At 67.8% G+C, this 17,239-nt stretch carries 19 protein-coding genes and 1 pseudogene; 8 read left to right on the top strand and 12 right to left on the bottom strand.

The features are described from left to right. Positions 1-468, top strand: a 468-nt coding sequence (locus BLS95_RS53100) for a GlxA family transcriptional regulator (RefSeq protein ID WP_143044316.1), incomplete at its 5' end; no start/stop codon positions are given. A 431-nt stretch (positions 469-899) separates the two neighbouring features. On the opposite strand, the gene BLS95_RS53095 is transcribed toward BLS95_RS53100, so the two are convergent. From BLS95_RS53095 to BLS95_RS60180, 3 genes and pseudogenes are all read right to left on the bottom strand, one after another. After that, complete coding sequence (locus BLS95_RS53095) at positions 900-1,418, bottom strand: DinB family protein (protein ID WP_090947247.1); 519 nt, start codon at positions 1,416-1,418, stop codon at positions 900-902. A gap of 70 nt (positions 1,419-1,488) precedes the next feature. Continuing rightward, positions 1,489-1,872, bottom strand: coding sequence for an ATP-binding protein (locus BLS95_RS53090; protein ID WP_090947246.1), 384 nt, complete (start codon positions 1,870-1,872; stop codon positions 1,489-1,491). Positions 1,873-1,893: 21 nt separating this feature from the next. After that, positions 1,894-2,787, bottom strand: a pseudogene (locus tag BLS95_RS60180) (RNA polymerase sigma-70 factor). A gap of 315 nt (positions 2,788-3,102) precedes the next feature. Between BLS95_RS60180 and BLS95_RS53080 the strand changes: the two are divergent. Beyond that, on the top strand, positions 3,103-3,966 hold the full coding sequence (locus tag BLS95_RS53080; protein ID WP_090947245.1) for an SDR family NAD(P)-dependent oxidoreductase: 864 nt from the start codon (positions 3,103-3,105) through the stop codon (positions 3,964-3,966). Positions 3,967-4,126: 160 nt separating this feature from the next. Here BLS95_RS53080 and BLS95_RS53075 read toward each other — a convergent pair whose 3' ends face one another. Further along, the gene (locus tag BLS95_RS53075; protein ID WP_090947244.1) at positions 4,127-4,486 is read right to left on the bottom strand and encodes a MerR family transcriptional regulator; all 360 of its coding nucleotides are present in this window, start codon (positions 4,484-4,486) and stop codon (positions 4,127-4,129) included. A 64-nt stretch (positions 4,487-4,550) separates the two neighbouring features. Here BLS95_RS53075 and BLS95_RS53070 point away from each other — a divergent pair, with 64 nt between their 5' ends. After that, entirely contained in the window at positions 4,551-4,880 is a 330-nt protein-coding gene (locus BLS95_RS53070) for a putative quinol monooxygenase (protein ID WP_090947243.1), read from the top strand. A gap of 116 nt (positions 4,881-4,996) precedes the next feature. Here BLS95_RS53070 and BLS95_RS53065 read toward each other — a convergent pair whose 3' ends face one another. Further along, on the bottom strand, positions 4,997-5,365 hold the full coding sequence (locus BLS95_RS53065; protein WP_090947242.1) for an SgcJ/EcaC family oxidoreductase: 369 nt from the start codon (positions 5,363-5,365) through the stop codon (positions 4,997-4,999). Then, on the bottom strand, positions 5,362-5,658 hold the full coding sequence (locus BLS95_RS53060) for an SDR family NAD(P)-dependent oxidoreductase (protein WP_245765828.1): 297 nt from the start codon (positions 5,656-5,658) through the stop codon (positions 5,362-5,364). The genes BLS95_RS53065 and BLS95_RS53060 overlap by 4 nt, the downstream gene beginning before the upstream one ends. Positions 5,659-5,736: 78 nt before the next feature. Between BLS95_RS53060 and BLS95_RS53055 the strand changes: the two genes are divergently transcribed. Beyond that, entirely contained in the window at positions 5,737-6,126 is a 390-nt protein-coding gene (locus BLS95_RS53055; protein ID WP_090947240.1) for a MerR family transcriptional regulator, read from the top strand. Positions 6,127-6,448: 322 nt separating this feature from the next. On the opposite strand, the gene BLS95_RS53050 is transcribed toward BLS95_RS53055, so the two are convergent. The 6 genes from BLS95_RS53050 to BLS95_RS53025 all read right to left on the bottom strand — a co-directional run bounded on the left by BLS95_RS53050 (position 6,449) and on the right by BLS95_RS53025 (position 12,382). Continuing rightward, entirely contained in the window at positions 6,449-7,798 is a 1,350-nt protein-coding gene (locus BLS95_RS53050; RefSeq protein ID WP_090947239.1) for an FAD-dependent oxidoreductase, read from the bottom strand. A 12-nt stretch (positions 7,799-7,810) separates the two neighbouring features. Beyond that, positions 7,811-8,410, bottom strand: a complete 600-nt coding sequence (locus BLS95_RS53045) for a PadR family transcriptional regulator (RefSeq protein WP_090947238.1) — start codon at positions 8,408-8,410, stop codon at positions 7,811-7,813. 43 nt (positions 8,411-8,453) lie between these two features. Continuing rightward, the gene (locus BLS95_RS57435) at positions 8,454-8,795 is read right to left on the bottom strand and encodes a GMC oxidoreductase (RefSeq protein ID WP_218136457.1); all 342 of its coding nucleotides are present in this window, start codon (positions 8,793-8,795) and stop codon (positions 8,454-8,456) included. 538 nt (positions 8,796-9,333) lie between these two features. Further along, positions 9,334-10,173 carry a carbohydrate ABC transporter permease gene (locus tag BLS95_RS53035; protein ID WP_245765827.1) on the bottom strand — a complete coding sequence of 280 codons (840 nt, stop codon included), beginning with the start codon at positions 10,171-10,173 and terminating at the stop codon, positions 9,334-9,336. After that, positions 10,170-11,114: a carbohydrate ABC transporter permease gene (locus BLS95_RS53030; RefSeq protein ID WP_090947236.1), complete on the bottom strand. Its 945-nt coding sequence runs from the start codon at positions 11,112-11,114 to the stop codon at positions 10,170-10,172. Before BLS95_RS53030 ends, BLS95_RS53035 begins: the two co-directional genes overlap by 4 nt. Next, on the bottom strand, positions 11,111-12,382 hold the full coding sequence (locus BLS95_RS53025; protein ID WP_090947235.1) for an extracellular solute-binding protein: 1,272 nt from the start codon (positions 12,380-12,382) through the stop codon (positions 11,111-11,113). Before BLS95_RS53025 ends, BLS95_RS53030 begins: the two co-directional genes overlap by 4 nt. Positions 12,383-12,590: 208 nt before the next feature. On the opposite strand from BLS95_RS53025, the gene BLS95_RS53020 reads away from it, so the two are divergent. From BLS95_RS53020 to BLS95_RS53005, 4 genes are all read left to right on the top strand, one after another. Beyond that, positions 12,591-13,208, top strand: a complete 618-nt coding sequence (locus BLS95_RS53020) for a helix-turn-helix transcriptional regulator (RefSeq protein WP_176993917.1) — start codon at positions 12,591-12,593, stop codon at positions 13,206-13,208. Positions 13,209-13,376: 168 nt separating this feature from the next. Beyond that, complete coding sequence (locus BLS95_RS53015) at positions 13,377-13,991, top strand: (2Fe-2S)-binding protein (RefSeq protein ID WP_090947233.1); 615 nt, start codon at positions 13,377-13,379, stop codon at positions 13,989-13,991. Then, positions 13,988-14,971, top strand: coding sequence for an FAD binding domain-containing protein (locus BLS95_RS53010; protein ID WP_090947232.1), 984 nt, complete (start codon positions 13,988-13,990; stop codon positions 14,969-14,971). Before BLS95_RS53015 ends, BLS95_RS53010 begins: the two co-directional genes overlap by 4 nt. Further along, positions 14,968-17,166, top strand: coding sequence for a xanthine dehydrogenase family protein molybdopterin-binding subunit (locus BLS95_RS53005; protein WP_090947231.1), 2,199 nt, complete (start codon positions 14,968-14,970; stop codon positions 17,164-17,166). Before BLS95_RS53010 ends, BLS95_RS53005 begins: the two co-directional genes overlap by 4 nt. The last annotated feature ends 73 nt before the right edge of the window (positions 17,167-17,239 follow it).

The raw sequence follows: 17,239 nt of genomic DNA, 5'->3' as shown, positions 1-17,239 counted from the left end.
CTCGCTCTCGTCGAAGAGGACCACGGGCCCCACGTGGCGCGCGACGTCGCCCGTGCCCTGGTGGTCTACATGCAGCGCGCGGGCGGCCAGTCCCAGTTCTCGGCACCGCTGCAAGGACCGCCGCCCCGCTCGCCGGCTCTCCGCAGCATCACCGACTTGGTGACAGCGAACCCCCGCGGGGACCACTCGCTCGGTGAGCTCGCGAAACACCTCAACGTGAGCACCCGGCACCTCACCCGGCTTTTCCACGACGAGTTGTCCACGACACCGGCCCGGTACGTGGAGAACATCCGATTCGACCTGGCCAGGGCGCTGCTCGACCAAGGACGCACCGCGACGCAGGCCGCGATCCTTGCCGGGTTTCCCAGTTACGAAAGCATGCGACGGGTATTCGCCAGGAAGCTGTCGATCAGCCCGGCCGCCTACCAACGCCGGTTCAGCACGGCCCGCCGCGCGAACGCGGATTAGCGCCTGAGGATCTGGGCCCGGGCATCACCTGGCGCAACCGGCCGACCGAGCTCGGCTACCGTCAGTTGCCCGAAGACCAGCCCAAAAGCGGCTCGCACGGTGTGACCTTCTACAAGCTCTTGCACATTTCAGGTGCTGTTAGCCACCTGGAGCGGCCGATGCCCGACCTGCCATCAACGGGCCGGCTCGACCATCGCTCGCGCGCACCGGCACGCCGCCGGAGCCCGTAAATGGGAGACGGCGGCGGGACGATCGATACGAAGCAACAGCACATCAGGCAGGCGCTCGGACGATTCCGTGGTGGACTGACCCATAAATTGCACCTGCTCGTCGAAGCCCGCGGACTGTCGCTGACGTTGCACCCGACCGCCGGTCGGCGTACTCCTTGATGTGCAGAGTTGACCGTTTCGGACTCGGGCACTGGTCCTTGTCTATGTGCCGACGGTTCCATCGATTCGTTCGCGCAGGATGTCGGCGTGGCCGTTATGACGGGCGTATTCGCCGTGCATGTGGACGAAGGCCCATCGCAGACTCATTGGACCCCAGCGAGGGCTGACGAATACGGCATCGAGTGGCATGCCGGCAGTGGCCTGTCGGGCGGCGTCCTGCTCGGCGGTCAAGACGGCCAGGTCTTCGGCCGCTCGCGCGGGATCAACGTCGTCGAAGGCGGCATCCGGCTGGCCGGGCCGGCTGTAGAGGCTGGGTAGAGGCTGGCTGGCGAAACGGCGGCGGAACCAGGTGCGTTCGACATCGGTGAGATGGCGGACCAGGCCGAGCAGGGAGAGGTTGGAGGGCGTCAGCGGCCGTTCGGTCAATTGCGCTGCGGTGAGTCCTGCGCATTTGTGAAGCAGGGTGCCGCGGTGCCAGTCCAGGAAACCCTCTAACATGGCGCGTTCATCGGCGACGAAGGGCTCGTCGATGCGGGTTGCAGCAGGAGCGATCCAGATCATCGGACTAGGATGCCGTCGCTGCTTAAATGGATCATCCGGTTTTGGCGCTCATCCATGACGCGGTTCATGCTCAGCACTGTCCGTCCTGGGTTTCCGCAGTTCGACGTAGGTTCTCCATGGTGAGGCTGAGGATGTCGATCAGGCAGTAAGTGGTGGTCATGCCGGTGTCATCGGATCCAGCGGAGCAGAAGCGAGCCAGCCTTGTCAGCCGGTAGCGGCGATCTCGGCTTCGACGGCGGCCAGACATCTGGAAGACCAGGTTGGCCTCGTCGCGGGCAAGCAGTAGGTAGCCGGCCTCGTCCAGCACCAGGACCTGAGGGCGCAGGTAAGCGCGCAGCTTGGAGCCCAGACGACCGATGGCGTCGGCGGCCTTGAGCCGGCGGAGAGTGCCCGTCCCGCCGTGGACCGCCGCCCAGCGGTTGCACCCGGTCCCGCGTTCGTTCGCTGCCCGCAAGGGCGCGGAGCGTTACGGCATTCATCGAAGAGTGAGCGGGGTCTCGGATTCGATACGAGTTAGCTTGTCGGGGTTGCGGACGTAGTAGAGGCCGGTGATGCGGGCGTCCTCGACACGGATCGCTATGACGCCGTCGATCTCGCCGTCCACGCGGACGAGGAGTGCCGGGTTGCCGTTGACCACTGTGGACTCACCGGTGAGCGCGACTTCGGCCTTGCCGAGGCCGCCGACGATGAAGCGGGCCACCTTGTCGGCGCCGGTGATCGGCCGCGGCGCGGCCTGCTTGATGCCGCCGCCGTCACTGATCAAGACGACCTCAGGGGCGAGCACATCAAGCAGGCCTTGCAGGTCCCTGGTGTCGAGCGCGCGCTAGAACGACTCCAGAGCCGCCCGGGCCTCGCCGGGGGAGACCACCTCGCGAGGGCGGCGGGCATCGACGTGCCGGCGGGCACGGTGCGCGATCTGGCGGACGGCCGCGGGGCTCTTGCCGACGGCGGCAGCGATCTCGTCGTAGGCGACGTCGAAGACCTCGCGCAGCACGAAGACGGCACGCTCGGTCGGCGACAGCGTCTCCAGGACGAGCATGAGCGCCATCGACACGCTCTCGGCGAGCTCGACGTCCTCGGCCACGTCCGGCGCTGTGAGCATCGGCTCGGGCAGCCAGGAGCCGACGTACGCCTCCTTGCGGCGCCTCATGGTGCGCAGCCGGTCGAGCGAGCGTCGGGTCGTGATCCGGACCAGGTAGGCGCGCTGGTCGCGCACCTGTCTCACGTCGACCTTCATCCATCGCAGCCAGGTTTCCTGCAGGACGTCTTCGGCGTCGGCCGCCGATCCGAGCATCTCGTAGGCGACGGTGAACAGCAGGTTGCGGTGAGAAACGAACGTCTCGGTTGCGGAGCCCATTCCGCAGTCCATCCGGCCGCCACCAGCGAGCGGCTCGGCTGCGCCCGTCGTTGGCTCGCTGCGCTCGTTCACAGCCCACTCCTGCCTGTTGGCTCTCAATTCTTGCTCCTGCACAAGACGCCGGCCCTCACCGCCTTGTGACACTCGTGATCGGTGACGCATGTCACATGACCGCCCTGTCACAGGGATCGGGTCACCGGCGCCTCATGGTCGTCAGGGCGCAGCGCGAACGATCCGCGCGGCACCCGACTCCACGAGTGATCGCCTTGGCTCGTTGCGTGGTGACCGCCGCGCATACCGCCACCGCAGAAAGAACGGAAGGACATCATGAGCAAGGTCTGGTTCGTCACTGGTTCGTCCCGCGGCCTCGGCCGCAACTTCGTCGAGGCGGCGCTGTCTCGCGGCGACAAGGTGGCCGCGGCCGCCCGCAACACCGGAAGCCTTGACGAGTTGGTCGCCGCCTATGGCGACGCGGTGCTCCCGCTGAAGCTGGACGTGACCGACAAGGCCGCCGTCTTCGAGAGCGTGAAGCGGGCCAAGGAACACTTCGGCCGTCTGGACGTCATCGTGAACAACGCAGGCTACGCCCAGATGGGCGCCATCGAGGAGCTGACCGAGCAGCACCTGCGCGACCAGCTGGAGACCAACTTGTACGGTGCGGTGTGGGTGATCCAGGCCGCGCTGCCCTACCTGCGCGAGCAGGGCGCAGGGCACATCATCCAGCTCTCCTCGGCCGCCGGGCTCATCGCCATGCCGCTCGGCGGCGCGTACCACGTCTCCAAGTGGGCCCTGGAAGCCCTGAATGAATCCCTCGCCCAAGAGGTCGCCGGCTTCGGCATCAAGGTGACCGTGGTCGAGCCCGGCGGCTTCGCCACCAGGTCCGGCAAGAACCCGGATCCCCTCAACAACGGCCACATGGCCGAGGCCAACCGGGTTTACGACGGCCTCCGCCAGCGCCTCGCCCAGTTCGCGGGAAGGCAGCCCGCCGGCGACCCGGCCGCCGCGGCCCAGGCGCTCCTCAAGATCGTCGACTCCGACAACCCGCCCCTGCGGGTGCTGTTCGGCCAGGGCTTCTACCCGATGCTTCAGCAGGTCTACGCCGACCGGCTCAAGACCTGGGCCGACTGGCAGGATCTTTCGGCGGAGGCTCACGGCAGGCTCGACCCTCGGTCAGAGCTTTCCGAAACCTGAGCTCGGACCGTCCGCTTTGCCCTTTTGTCACCGCTGCGCGCTCGGGAGCAGTCTGCGTTGCCCATGCTCGGCAGAGTGCCCATTGCATCGCATGAGCGACGATTTCGCCCTCTGACGGAAGTTGGCTGGGCTACGGACCTGGCGATGTGTGACTGCCGGTTCAGACGTGGGTGAGTGCTCGGGCGGAGGCTTCGAGGATGTCGCCCAGAGCCGTGCGGGCCCGGGCGAGGTCGGCTATGCGGGAGTCCAACTCCGCGTACTGGGTTCTGAGGTGGTCCAGAACGCATGCCTGGAGCTCGGTGCCGTTGCCGACGAAGCAGGGCATGAGCTCGCGGATGACCTTGGTAGGGAGTCCGGCGGCGAGCAGGGTGCGGATGCGGGCGACGGTGGCGGGGGCATCGGGATCGTACTGGCGGTGGCCGCCTTCGCTGCGGTGGGAGGTGAGCAGCCCCTGGGCCTCGTAGTAGCGCAGGAGACGTACGGCCACACCCGTTTCGCGGGACAGCTCTCCGATCTTCATGTGATCCACCTCATAGGGCAGCGGCTTGAACCTAACATTGGTGTCACATCCTAACGTTGCGGACATGACAACGAATTCGACTGCACCAGCGCCCGTTTCGCTCTACGGATTCCTGACCCCCAAGCCCGGACACGCCGACGAGTTCAGGAAGCTCCTGATGGATCTCGTCGAGCCCTCCCGAGGGCACGAGGGCAACCTTCAGTACCACCTCCACGAGCAGGAGGACGGCCGATTCTTCCTCTATGAGGTCTGGCGTTCGCAGGAGGACCTCGACCGGCACAACGCGACCCCACTGCTGCGTGCCTTCATGGACGAAGTGTCCGAGCACATCGAAGGAGCGCCCGAGGCCTACTTCGGCGAGATGAGAAGTCCCTATCCGGCCATCGTGGCCTGACCGGTGGCTTGCAGCACACTCGAAAGAGCTCCAGCCTGGAGTGACCAGCCCGACCTCATAGGCGAGCACCACCGCCTGCACCAGGTCACCACGCACACGGAAGCGCTCGCGCCATATTAGTGCGTGGCCGCGTGATATTGGCGGATCAGCCAAGTGCCCTCGACCTGCTCCGCGACGATGGAGAGGCGTATCGGGCGGGTCTCACCGGTACGAGCGGTAAAGGTCACGTCCGAGAACCCGATCACGATCCCTTCGCTCAACTGGACTTCGCGTAGTACCTCGACCTTTGCGGTCATACCGTCAGCGACGTTGTCGTAGTACTCGGAGATCTCCTCCCGGCCCGTGCGCAGGTGCGGACTGATGCCCTGGAAGAGTGCATCCTCCCTGAAAAGGGAGACGAGATCGCTCACCCGCTGTTCGTCGAAGGCTCGCCGCCAGACCTCCAGCAATCCTGCGATGACACCCGTGCTCGAGATGCCGCTCAAGGCCTACCACTTCCCTGGCCGATCAGCCCGGAGTGGTGAGCTTCGTGCTTCCACCGGCCGTACTCGCCGGCAGCCTCGTCGAGCGCGGCATTAAACGCGGCCCGATCGGTGCTGTCGGCCTCCAACGTGACAGCCGGGACACCGCGCAAATCAACCGCCTCGGCCGCGGCACGCAGCGTCCGCTCACTCCGGGCGATCAGCGTGATCGGCAGCCCCTCCCGCGCGAACCGGCGAGCCACCGCCCGTCCGGTCCCCGGACCCGCACCAATGATCACTGCACGTGACACTGACATCTCCTCACTTTTCGCGATTAGCGATACTGGGGACGGTAAAGCGTCACATCCATGTGAAGGTCAAACGAAAGGAACCGAATGAGGATCGGCGACCTGGCTCGCGAGACCGGAGTGCACCGGCGGCTGTTGCGCTACTACGAAGAGCAGGGCCTGCTCAAGCCAGTCCGGCTGGTCAACGGCTACCGCGAGTACGCCGGGGCGGACGTCACAACGGTGAGCCACATCCGAGCCCTGCTCGCCGCCGGGCTTCCCACCGCGGTCATCGCCCGAGTCCTGCACTGCGTCCACGACGATGACGAACTGGTGGTGCCGTCCGGCTGCCCGACCTTCATTGAGGACCTGCGGCGCGAGCGCGCCCGCATCATCGAGGCGATCACTCAGCTCCAGAGCTCCCAGGGGATGCTGGATGCGATCCTGGATGCGGCGCTAAGGCAGGCGGCAGATGTGCTCCCTGAGCCCGCCCTGTGATCGAACACCGACTCCGGTGCAACGGCGTATACACGGCAAGACCTCAGAAAGAGCCTTCGGGTCCGCAAGGACGATCATTTGGATCTGGTCTACGGGTTCTTCGCCGAACGTGTCTTCGGCCCGCAGCACATTGAGCACCTAAGGCGCGGCTTCCGCAGGAGTGGTGGTCGGTCGCCGTGCCGATCCACACTCGCCACGGGTTGTCGGCTCCCGCAGCTCGGCAGATGCATCTCGCTGCGCCGGGGCGTGCCAACCGTTCCCGGGACGGTGGCCCGGGAACGGCAGCATGATCACCTCATGGAGCGGGCGGTCCGCGCCAGCGTCAGTCGTCGTCGCGGCCTGCGCCGCGGAAGCCGGACTCGGCGTCGACGATTCTGCGCTTGAGGGGTGGTATGCGATTCATGACGCGCATCGCCGTCCGCATGCCCGCCCGCGCCAGGCTGCCCGCGAAGCCGCCGTCGTGCAGGACGGAGTGGCCGTTCATCTGCGCGCGGGACTTGACGACGGCGTCCCACGCATACGCCGTCATTTTCGTCTCGTAGTCGTGCACGGCCTCCAGTAGGGGCAGCTCACCCCGGTGAGCCCTGGCGAGATTGCGGGTGAGGAGCCGGGCGTCGCGCAGGGCGGTGTTCGCGCCGACGCCGCGACCGGGGGTCATCGTGTGGATGGCGTCGCCGATCAGCGTGACGTTCGTGGTCTGCCAGGGGGCGATCGGCTCAGAGGTGCGGATCGTGAGCGGGAAGCTGCTGCCTGGATCGCCGAGCTCGAAGATCCGGCGCAGGTCGGGATGCCAGTCACTGGTCATCTCCAGGACCAGTCGCTGGATTTCCGCGCCGCGCATGCCGGAGACGTCCTTCGGCAACCATCGCTCGGCCGCCGCGAACCCCCACATGATGTAGTCGCGGCTGTTGTCGTAGAGCATGCCGGGCCAGTTCGCGATGGCCTGCGCGTCCGTGGCGCCGATTCCGCTCTTCGGCCTGCCGTCGGCGTCCCATTTGAAGCGCATGACGTGGAAGATGCACATGAATCCCTTCGGGCCGTGCACCAAGCTGACCCCTTCGATCATTCGCTGGGGTAGCAACGCGGCGGTTTCGGGGGTGAGCGGCGTCTTGCCGGTGAGCCCGATGAGCCCGGTCTCGACGAGTTTCGCGTGCGGAAGATATTGCGCCCGTACTTTTGACCATGCTCCTTCGGCTCCCACGAGCAGATCACCGGTGGCCCTGCTGCCGTCGCTGAAATGGGCCGTGACCTTTCCGTCCGGCCGCCGCTCGTAACGCACGAACTCCTTGTCGAAATGCACGACGTCCTCGACGCCGGTGAGCAGGACCTGGCGCAGCGTCATGCGGCTCACCGATTCGTCCTGCTCGTCGTCCTCCTTGGCCGTGGACACTTCGGGGCCGGCGGAGAAGAGGAACTTCAGCTTGTGGGTGAGCTGGTTTCCGTAGGCGGGCCGCTGGGCGCAGGTGGCGATGAACGTGTCGTACAGATCCGGCGCGAGGTTCGCCTTCAACGCTCGTTTGCCGTCGGCGTCGATCCCGACCCGATATCCCTGCAGGCCGTCGCGCCGGGTGCGGTCGCGCTCGTAGACCGCGACGCTTATGCCGGCCCGCTTGAGTCCCTGGGCCAGACAGAGCCCGCCGGTACCAGCGCCGATGATGAGAACGTGAAACATGCTTTCTGATTCCTAGTGCAGGAGTGACTCCTCGTCCCAGGTGATCTCGGCGGACCGCAGATCGTTGGCGACGGACCGCACCCACTCCAGTTCGGCCGCGGTAGTGGCGCGCAGATATTCCATTTCCAGCATGAAGAGCCGCCCCCACTCCGCGCCATCCTCCATGACCGTCTGGATTCGGCTCAGCTCGGCGGAAAGCTTCTCCTCACGTTTCTCCAACTGCCTCAGCACCTCGTCGGGTGTCAGCAGCGGGATGAACGCCAACGCCGCCGGGAATTCCGGGAAATCCCGTGTCGGATTGGCCAGCGCGTCGAGCATCCATTCGCGCCAGGTCGCGCGGCCTTCATCGGTGAGCGCGTACAGCGTCTTCTCCGGCCGGTTGTGCTCGCGGCTGCTCTCGCGCGCCTCGACCAGCCTGCTTCTCTGCAGGCGCTCGATGGTGCGATAGAGGCTGGCGCGCTGCCCGACGTTCACCACCTCGCCCTTACCGCGGTCCTTGATCAAGCGCTGCATCTTGTACGGGTGCATGGCGGGCATGCCCCGGTATTCGGCCTCCCGCAGGAGGGACAGCACTGCCAGGGCCAGGGTCGAACGGCGCTGAGTGGCGTTCATAGTCGCCAGGCTACTAGTTACCAGGCAACTATGACAATTCTCGCTACGTTCCTCTGTGCTGCCCCGGCAGGATGGGAGCCACGAGAGCCGGCATGTCGACGAGCGCCTTGTCGTCGAATACCGAGAGATCGGCGCCTGCCGGCAGGTAAGGCCGAGCGATGTAGCTGGCGAGCTGCTCCAGGTCGCCGATCTCGATGACGCTTCGCAGGCTGCGGATGAGTGCGGCCACGTCCTCGGGGTTGGTGACGTACCGGGGGTCGATCAGCGGAGGCTGTTCGGGGTCGGTGGACGCGAGCGTCACTCGCCCGCAGCCGCGGGGCCTCAGCCCCGCCGGCACCTTGATGTTCTCATTCGTGTCCTCACCGCCGGCTTCCAGGAGCAGCACCCGGGCAGCGGGATTCTCCGACAGCCGGGCAGCGTGGCACCGCGGGTGCTCGGGCCCGCGCCGTCCAGGGAACGGCGGTGCCGTTATGCCTGGCGTGAACGAAGCCAGGCACTCGCGAAAGGCGTTGGCCCAAGTCAAGGGCTCTCGTGTGCACCTGCTGGCTGGGAGTGATGCTGTCCTGCCTGCTGGAAGTTACTCGTCGAAGTCGCCGGCGTAGTCCCGGGTCCAGGTGGCGAACGTGCGGGCAGGGTGGCCGGTGAGGTGTTCGACGGTGAAGGGCACCGGGCGGCCGTCATTGGCATGCCAGTAGTCGAGCGACGGGTGGATCTCGCGCCGCGCAATGACGGGGCCAACGCCGGCTACGGCTTCCCTGTGAACTTCACCATTCAGACCTCCAGCGACAACAGCGCCTGGAGCACGCGGGTGCGAAGACAGATTTTCCCTTCCCGGACGACCGGCTGGGCGCCGCGGGGCCTACCGCCAAGCTGATCGCCGACGCGGTACCCAGCCCCTGGTACGGCCTTGCGCTCCATCGGTGTCAGTCCTTGACCGCGCCGCCCAGGCCCGCCACGAGCCGGCGTTGGACGGCCACGAAGAAGATCAGTACCGGGATCGTCATCAGCGTCGAGGCCGCCATGATGCCGCCCCAGTCGTTCTCGTCCGGCTTGAAGAACACCAGCAGCGCCGAGGGCAGCGTCTGGTTCTCCGTCGCGGAGATGATGAACGTCTTGGCGAAGATGAAGTCGTTCCAGGCCGTGATGAAGGAGAAAACGGACGTCGCGACCAGCCCCGGCGCGACGAGCGGGAACAGGACGCGCCACAGCACCGTGGCCCGGCCGGCACCGTCGATCATCGCGGCCTCCTCGATCGACTCGGGAACGGCGGCCACGAACCCGCGCAGCATCCAGATCGCGAACGGCAGCGAGAACGCGAGTTGCACCAGGACGAGCGACCCCAGCGTGTTCAGCCCGACGCCGGGCACGACCGCTCCGAGGTCGCGCACCAGGAAGAACAGCGGGATCGTGAGCGCCTCGATCGGGACCATCTGCGCGATCAGGAACATGATGAGCACGGTGGTGCGCAATCTGAACCTGAACCGGGTCACCGCCACCGCCGCCAGGAACGCCACCAGGGCCGACAGAGCGACGACCGACAGCGTCACGACGACGCTGTTGAGGAGGTACCTGTCGAAGCTCTCCCCGCCGAGGATCCTGGTGAAGTTGTCCAGGGTCGGCGCGAGCGTCCACGGGCGGGTCTCCAGCGACTGGATCTCGCCGGGCGGCTTGATCGCGGAGAGCACCATCCAGTAGATCGGGAACAGCGTCACGACGGCGGCGGCCACCGCCACCGTGTTCGCCACGAGCCGCGACCTGCTCACAGCGCCTCCCCACGGCGGTACATCGCGCGGATGTAGAACAGGGTCACGACGAGCAGGATGACAGTCATGATCACTCCGATGGCGGAGCCCAGGCCGTACTCCGAGGATCCGAAGGCGGTCTGGTAGGCGTACACGTTGAGCACCGAGTTCTGGCCCGCGATGCCGCCGCCGTTGGTCATCACGTAGATCTGCGTGAATATCTTGAAGTCCCAGATGATCGACTGGATCACGACGATCGTGATCAATGGCCGCAACATGGGCACGAGCACCCGCCAGAACGACTGCCATGCCGACGCGCCGTCCAGCGCCGCCGCCTCCAGGACCGAGGACGGCACCGCCTGGATGCCGGCGTACAGGGTGACCATGACGAACGGGAAGGAGTGCCAGACCACCGTCGCGCCGACCACGAAGAACGCCAGCCACTTGTCGTAGAACCAGTTGAAGCCCTCGATGCCGAGCACCTGGTTGACCAGGCCGAGGTCGGTGTCGAAGAGGAACATCCACACGGTGGAGCCGGTCATGGCCGGGGCCGCCCACGCCGCCATGGCGGACAGCGACAGCAGCATGCGCGGGACGCGCCCGGCCCTGGTCAGCACCACGGCGAGCGTCGCGCCCACGGCCAGGGTGGCGACCACGAGCGCGCCCGCGAACGCCACCGTCTGCCACAGGATCGACCAGAACCTCGGGTCGCCGAGGAGCGTCGCGTAGTTGCCGAGGCCGACGAACGTCGCCGGTTGCCCGCCGCTGACCTGTGCCTGCCGGTAGTCGAACACGGACAGCAGGCCGAGCATGTAGAGCGGGTAGCCGAACAGCGGCAGCAGCACCGCGGCCGTGGGCAGGAGGTAGAGCCACGGCCGCGGCCGGTTTCCGCGGCCGGCGCGGGAGGGCGCCCCGTGGGCGCCGACCTCCCGCCCCGCCGGCGCGGTGGTCACCGTGGTCATGACCGCCCGAAGGCGGCCTTCACGGCCACCGCCGCCTCTTCCGTGGCCTGCTCGACCGTGGACTGCCCGGTCGCCACCTTCTGCAGCATGGTCGGGATGACCTTCTGGTTGTCGATCTTCACCCAGGCCGGGTCGATCGGCACGAAACGCGTGCCCGCGGCGACCGTGTCGAGGAACGGCTTGAGGAACTCGTCCTTGGCGGCCAGTTCCTCGCGCGCCGAGGTGAGCGTGGGCAGGTTGCCCATCGCCTCGTACATCTTCTGCTGGTAGGTCCGGCCCGCCAGCAGTTGGACGAACTTGACGGCGAGCGTGCGGTGCTTGCTGCTCTTCATGACACCGAGGTTGTTCCCGCCTGCGAACGCCGGGGCGATCGACCCTGCCTTCGAGCCGGGCAGCGGCACTACGGCGTACTTGCCCGCCGCCGCGCCGGCGTCCACCGCCGACCTGCTGAAGTTGCCCAGGATGCCCATGGCGGCCTTGCCGCCGGCGAACAGCTCGACCGTCTTGCCGCCGGTGAGGCTCGCGCACGCCTGCGGTGGGCAGACCGCGTCGCTCAGCAGGTCCGTGTACGCCTTGACCCCCGTGCGGGACTCCGGCGCGTCAAGCCGGTCGATGTCGCCGCCCGCGTCCCAGACGAACGGGAGCGCGCCGAACGTGTACTCGCCGCCGACCGCGATGCCGTACAGGTCAGGCTTCTTCGCCCGGATCGTCTTGGCCGTGGAGGTCAGCTCCTCGATCGTCTTCGGCGGCTTCAGGCCGAGCTCCTCGAACACGTCGGTGCGGTAGTAGAGCGCGCGGATGCCGATGAACCACGGCACGCCGTACAGCTTGTCGTCCACGGTGGCGGACTTGCGTAGGTCGGCGGCGATGTCCTTGCCTTCAGGCCAGCCGTCGACGTCGGGTCCCAGATCGGCGAAGCCGCCCGCGGCGGCGTACTCGGCGAGGTCGGTGTTGCCGTACTCGGCGACGTCGGGAGCGCTGTTGGGGTCGTTGAACGCGCCCTTGAACTTCTCGTGCCTGGCGGGCGACGTCGGTATGTAGGCGACCTCGACCTTGACGTCGGGGTTGGTCGCGGTGAACTCCTTGATCGCCTCGGCGACGACCTTGTCCTTCGGTGCCTGGTTCGGCTCCTCGAAGAGCCAGACACGTAATGTTCCCGCCTTCTCGTCGCCTCCTGAGGAGGCTGGAGCGGTGGACGGGGCGCATGCCGCGAGAGCGAGCAGGACGGTGCCCGCGGCGGCCCACCATGGGGGTGTCTTCAGTCTCATGGCTTCCGTTCCTTCTCGAAGCGGATGGCCAAGTGTGTGCGTGCCGTTGACAAATAGTCAATGCCTTAACAGATTTTCTGTAATGTCTCCCGGAGAAGCTCGGGAGCGTGAGAAGCTGTCCATCTGTCCCGCTGCCAGGAGGCACGAGATGAGCGCTGGTTCCGTACCAGACCCCTGGGCCCCGCGTCGGCTCGAGGACCTCGAGCCGATGCTTCGGCCGATCATGAAGGCGGTGGCGACGGCGGTCGGGCCGTACTGCGAGGTCGTGCTGCACGACTTGTCGCGTGAGGGCATGGAGCACACCATCGCCGCGATCGAGAACGGGCACATCACGGGTCGGCGGGTCGGCGGGCCCTCCACCAACCTCGGCTTGGAGATGCGCAAGCGGGAAGCGGAAAACCACGACGAGTTCGGATACAAGGGACACACGGGCGACGGCCGCGAGCTCCGCTCGTCCTCGGTCTACATCCGCGACGGGGACGGGCGGGTGATCGCGGCCCTGTGCGTCAACGTGGACATGACCCCGTTCCAGGCCGCCAGGGCCGGCCTGGACGAGGTGCTCAGGAGCAGCGAGGCCGCCCCTGACCGGGAGGAGGTCTTCGCCGGCGACATCAACGAGGTGCTCGACAACCTCATCGAGGCCGCCATCGCGAAGACGGGAAGGACCGTGGCCCTGATGGACCGCGACCACAAGATCGGGGTGCTCAGGTTCCTGGACGAGAAGGGGGCGTTCGTCGTCAAGCGCGCCGTCGACCGGGTGGCCAGGAGGCTTGGCATCTCGCGGGTGACCGCGTACAACTACCTGGACCAGGTTCGCACGGGCTGACCGGGTGGATCACGTCGAACTCAGCAGGCCGGGCCCCATTCGTTAGTGATGCTGACCGCTGCGTTGAGCTGATCGCCGTTGTTCCCGGCTGTCGCAGTTGAGGACAGTACGAACCGTGGGCGACGCCGTACCGCGTCCCCGGAATCGCCGACGGAACGGGAGACAGGCATGGACGGAGATGCGGACGGACAGGTCAGCCGGCGGCAGGTGATCGTGGCGGGTACGGTGCTGGCGGCCGGGGCGACCGTGGCCCCGGCGGCCGGGCAGCGGCCCGCGGCGGCGGCCACGCATGCCGTACCGGAGGTGGTCGGGCCGGGTGAGGTGGAGGTGTCCCTGCGGGTCAACGGCACGATCCGCGAGACGGCCGTGGAGCCGAGGGTCACGCTGCTGGACGCCCTGCGGGACCGGTTGCGGCTGACCGGAACGAAGAAGGGGTGCGACCACGGTGAGTGCGGGGCATGCACGGTCCTGATCGACGGACGGCGCGCGAAGTCCTGCCTGACCCTGGCGATCATGCAGACGGGCGCGGCGATCACCACGATCGAGGGGCTCGCAGGCAGTGAGCGGCTGCACCCGATGCAGGCGGCGTTCATCGAGCGGGACGCCTTCCAGTGCGGTTTCTGCACCCCCGGACAGATCATGTCCGCGGTCGGGATGCTGGCCGAGGGACGTCCACGATCCAGGGCCGAAATACGCGATCGCATGAGCGGCAACCTGTGCCGGTGCAGCGCCTATCCCAACATCGTCGACGCGATCAGCGACGTGGCGGAGGGACGCAGGTGAAGGCGTTCAGATATGCCCGCGCCACGAGCCAGGCCAACGCGGTCACGCTGGCCTCGGCCGACCCCACGGCGGTGTACATCGCGGGCGGGACCGAGACGCTCAATCTGATCCGGGACGGCCTGCTCGCTCCCGACCTCTTGGTGGACGTCAACGCGGTCCCGGCGGACGGCATCGCCTGGGGCCGCGACGTCGTGAGGATCGGGGCGCTGACCTCGATGGCGGCGGTCGCCGGGGACGCGCGGATCCGCACCCGGCTGCCCGTGCTGTCCGAGGCCCTGTCGGCCAGCGCCTCGGCGCAGGTGCGCAACATGGCCAGCGTCGGCGGCAACCTGATGCAACGGACCCGCTGCTGGTACTACAGGGATGCCGCCCTGCCCTGCAATACGCGCATCCCGGGCAGCGGCTGCCCGGCGATCGAGGGCGAGAACCGGTGGCACGCCATCCTCGGCGGCAGCGAGCACTGCATCAAGGTGCATCCCTCCGACATGGCCGTGGCACTGACGGCGCTCGACGCCACGATCCTGATCCGGGACGCCCAGGGCGAACGGCGGGTCCCGATCGGCGATTTCTATCGTCTGCCCGGCTCCACCCCGCACGTCGAGACCGCGTTACCGCGCGGCGGGCTGATCGTCGGCGTGGAGATCCCGTCCGGCCTGACGCGGTCACGATCCGGCTACCGCAAGGTACGTGACCGGGCATCGTTCGAGTTCGCGCTGGTCTCAGTGGCCGTGTCACTCGACATGGACGGAGACGCCGTACGCGAGGCCCGCATCGCGCTGGGCGGGGTAGCGCCCCGGCCCTGGCGGGCCGTGGAGGCCGAGGAGGCCGTGCGTGGCCGGCGGCTGGACCCGGACGTGCTGGAAGCCGCGGCGGAGGCGGCGGTCCGCGGGGCGGTTCCCCGCGAGCACAACGGCTTCAAGGTCGAGCTGGTCCGGCGCACGCTCGCCGACGTGCTCGCGAGGATCGGAGGGAAGCGATGACGCAGTCCGTGGGCAGGCCGCTCAACCGTGTGGACGGCCGCGACAAGGTGACAGGCACGGCGCGGTACGCCGCCGACCAGCCGGTGGCCGGGCTCACGCATGCCGTGCTCGTGCAGAGCACGATCGCGAGCGGAAGGATCAAGGCCATCGACACGCGTGCGGCCCGTTCGGCGCCCGGCGTGCTCGGCGTCTACACCCACGAGAACCTCCCGCGCTTCGCTTACCGGCCGGACGGCTACACCTTCCCTTACGGCCAGTCGCTGGTCCCCATGCAGGACGACACGATCCGGTACGGCGGGCAGCACCTCGCCATGGTCGTGGCGGGCACTCCCGAGCAGGCGCGTCACGCCGCGGCCCTGGTCGAGGTCGACTACGACGTCGAGCCGCCGATCATCGGCCTGCGGGCGAACCTCGACCGGGCCTACGCTCCCCCGACGACCGTGCCGGGAGTGATCCAGTTGGAGAGGGGCGACCCCGGGGACGGGCTCGACCGGGCCGAGGTCCGCATCGAGGCGGAGTACTCGACGTCGATCAACCATCACAACCCGATCGAGCCTTCGGCGACGCTGGCGGTCTGGGAGGGCGAGGACCTCACTCTCTACGAGTCGACCCAGTCGATGTCGTTCACCCAGGAGGTCGTGGCCCGGATGCTGGGCATGCCCAGAGAACGGGTCAGGGTCGTCGTCCCCTACCTGGGCGGTGGTTTCGGCTGCAAGGGCTTCGTGTGGCCGCACACCTACCTGACGGCGGCCGTGGCCAGGGTGGTCGGCCGCCCGGTGAAGCTCGTGCTCACCCGGGCGCAGATGTACACCTCCTGCGGCCATCGACCGGAATCGGTGCAGCGTGTCCGGCTCGGCGCGTCAAAGGACGGCAGGCTCACCGGGCTCACCCACCACGTCATCTCGCACACCGCGTCCCACGACCTGGTCAACTTCACGGTGATCGCCTCCCCTCAGGCCGTCTACGCGTGCCCGAACCTGCGGGTCAGTACGGAACTGGTCGAGGTGAACCTCGGCACCACCATCGCCACCCGGCCGCCCTCCGGCCCGACCAATGAGGTGCTGGAGATGGCGCTGGACGAGCTGAGCCTGGAGCTGGGCGTCGATCCCATCGCGCTCAGGCTGGCCAACTACACCGACCGCGACCCGGCGACCGGCGCGCGGCAGACCCGGTACCTGCGCGAGTGCTACGAGCTCGGCGCCGAGCGTTTCGGCTGGCGGCGCCGCAAGCCGGAGCCGGGCTCAACGCGCGCGGGCGAGATGCTGGTGGGCACGGGAATGGCGGGTTCCTTCCACAACTGGCACGGGATGACCGCGCAGGCCTCGGTGGAGATCGACACGAACGGGCGGGCGTTCGTCCGCTCGGGGACGCAGGACATCGGCACCGGCACTTACACGATCATGACGCAGATCGCCGCCGACGCGCTCGGCATGCGCCCGTCGTCCGTACGGCCCCGTCTCGGCGACACCCGCCTGCCGCCCGCCGCGTCCTCCAGCGGTTCCGCCACCGCCGTGACCGTCGGCACCGCCGTGCGGGAGGCCGGCCGGGCGGCCCGGGAGAAGGTGATCGGGATCGCGATCGCCGACCCGCGCTCCCCGCTGCACGGCGCCGCCTCCGCCGCGGTCGAGACCGCGGACGACCGGCTCTTCCTCAAGGCCAGGCCGCGGCGCGGGGAGACCTACCGTGACGTGCTGGCCCGGCACGGCTCGCCGGTCGAGGCGCAGGGGAACGCCGACCTCGCCAACCAGGCGGGCGGATCGTACGGCGCGGTCTTCGCCGAGGTGCACGTCAGCACGGTCACCGGCGAGGTGCGCGTCACCCGCCTGGTGGGCGCGGTGGACGTGGGCCGGGTGCTGAACCCCAAGACAGCCCGGAGCCAGGCCATCGGCGGGATGATCTGGGGCATCGGCATGGCGCTCACCGAGCACACCCTCGTCGACCGGCGGCTGGGCCGCATCGTCACCGCCAACCTCGCCGGCTACCTGATCCCGGTCGAGGCCGACGTCCCCGACATCGACGTGATCTTCGTTGACAAGCCTGCCCCTGACGCGAGCGCCCTGGGCGCCAGAGGCATGGGCGAAGTGACCGGAACCGGCACAGTGGCGGCGATCGCCAACGCCGTCCACCACGCGACCGGCCGCCGCGTACGCCAGTTGCCGATCACTCCCGATCTCCTGCTGGGGCCGCGAGAGTGAGTGCACCGACGATCCGCCTGGCGTCCCCCGGTCCAGCCCTGAATGAGTCGATCAGCGAAGATCCGGCCACGCC

Origin of the sequence: Nonomuraea jiangxiensis (genome assembly GCF_900099965.1) — a bacterium.
Taxonomy (GTDB): Bacteria; Actinomycetota; Actinomycetes; order Streptosporangiales; family Streptosporangiaceae; genus Nonomuraea; species Nonomuraea jiangxiensis.
The sequence above is the reverse complement of the archived record's forward strand: the minus strand, read 5'-3'. Positions and strand labels throughout refer to the sequence as shown.